Genomic DNA, 1751 nt, shown 5'->3' with positions numbered 1-1751 from the left:
TCCGGCCGCCCAGGCGGCCGTCACCCGTACGGCGTCGGCGCTCGGCGGGACGTCGTGGACTCGCACGGCCCACGCCCCCGCCGCCGCCGCGAGAGCGGTGACTGCCGCGGTGGCCGGGTCACGGTCGGCCACCGCCCGGGGCACACCGGCGGTGTCGGCGAGGAGCGACCCGAGGAAGCGCTTGCGGGAGGCGGCCACCAACACCGGGAAGCCCAGGTCGATGAGGACGTCGAGTCGGTGGAGCAGCGCCCAGTTGTCGGCGGCGTCCTTGGCGAAGCCCAACCCGGGGTCCACCACGATCGAGCCCGCGTCGACGCCTGCGGACACCGCCGCGTCGGCGCGGCGGGCGAGGTGGTCACGGACGGAGGTCACCACGTCCCCGCCGTAGTCGGCACGCCCGCCGGCGCCCGCCCGGTACTGGTCGGGAGACACCCAGTGCATGAGCACCACGGGGCAGCCGTGGTCGGCGACGACCTCCAGCATGCCGGGGTCGGCGAGGCCTCCGGAGACGTCGTTGATCAGCGCCGCTCCCGAGTCCAGGGCCTCCGCCGCGACGGAGGCGCGCATGGTGTCGACCGAGACCGTGACCTCCTCCTCCACGAGTGCGCGGACCAGCGGGATCACCCGGGCCGCCTCGTCGGTCCGATCGACCCGGATCGCACCCGGCCTCGTGGACTCCCCGCCGACGTCGAGGAGGTCGGCGCCCTCGGAGACCAGGCGACGCGCATGGGCGAGGGCCGCCTCGGGGGCGAGGTGCCGCCCACCGTCGGAGAAGGAGTCCTCCGTGACGTTGACGATGCCCATCACCGCGCAGCGGCCCGGGCGCGGCAGTACGGACGGGCGCGGCGGGGCGGCCGGGTGGCTCACGTACCCCGGAGGAGGCCGAGGGCCTCCGCCCTGGTGGAGGCGTTGGACCGCATGCTGCCCCGGACCGCGGAGGTGGTGGTCACGGAACCGGCTTTGCGGATCCCCCGCATGCTCATGCACAGGTGTTCGCACTCGATCACCACGAGGACGCCGGTGGGCTGGAGCCTGTCCACCAGGGCGTCGGCGACCTGGCCGGTCAGGCGTTCCTGGACCTGAGGGCGCTTGGCGTAGAGGTCCACGAGTCGCGCGAGCTTGCTCAGCCCGGTCACGGCACCGGATCGCCCCGGGATGTATCCGATGTGGGCCACCCCGTGGAACGGCACCAGGTGGTGCTCGCAGGTCGAGTAGATGGGGATGTCGCGCACCAGCACCAGTTCGCGGTGATCCTCGTCGAAGGTCTTGGACAACACGTCCGCGGGGTCGGTGTACAGCCCCGCGAACACCTCCCGGTAGGCGCGGGCGACGCGGGCAGGGGTGTCCAGGAGTCCCTCGCGCTCCGGGTCCTCACCCACGGCGATCAGGAGTTCCCGGACCGCGGCCTCGGCGCGTTCGGCGTCGAACACGCGGTCGGTGGACCTCGACCGGGCGTCGGCCGCGGGGATGTGGTCAGGGGTTGTCATCAGTCCTCTTCTCGCACGACACCAACCGGGAGGTCAGTCGTCACGTTCCCACGGGGCACGCCACCCGGGTTCCTTGTCCTCGCGTCGCCGCGACCCGCTCCGACGCCCGTCACCGTCGACCGCCGACCACGCCCGGGTCGACCGATCGGACGGCGTGGCGTCCCGGTCCCCCGGGCTGCCGGGCTCCTCGACCGTGGTCTCGGGGTCGGCGGGGGCGGCAGGGAGACGGGTGGTCTCGGACTCGCTCGGACCATACGTCCTGTC

3 protein-coding genes are annotated in these 1751 nt (G+C 73.5%); all 3 read right to left on the bottom strand.

Features of this window, described 5'->3' with window-relative positions; translation table 11 throughout:
- A partial coding sequence (folP, locus tag G6017_RS06480) for a dihydropteroate synthase (protein ID WP_182616537.1) occupies positions 1–804 on the bottom strand: 804 nt, incomplete at its 3' end.
- A 59-nt stretch (positions 805–863) separates the two neighbouring features.
- Entirely contained in the window at positions 864–1487 is a 624-nt protein-coding gene (gene folE, locus G6017_RS06475; protein WP_179524473.1) for a GTP cyclohydrolase I FolE, read from the bottom strand.
- Positions 1488–1520: 33 nt separating this feature from the next.
- Positions 1521–1751 (bottom strand): hypothetical protein (locus G6017_RS16480; RefSeq protein WP_206682422.1); only part of this gene is annotated, 231 nt, incomplete at its 5' end.

The organism is Dietzia sp. B44 (assembly GCF_014145245.1).
Lineage (GTDB): Bacteria > Actinomycetota > Actinomycetes > Mycobacteriales > Mycobacteriaceae > Dietzia > Dietzia natronolimnaea.
The sequence above is the reverse complement of the archived record's forward strand: the minus strand, read 5'-3'. Positions and strand labels throughout refer to the sequence as shown.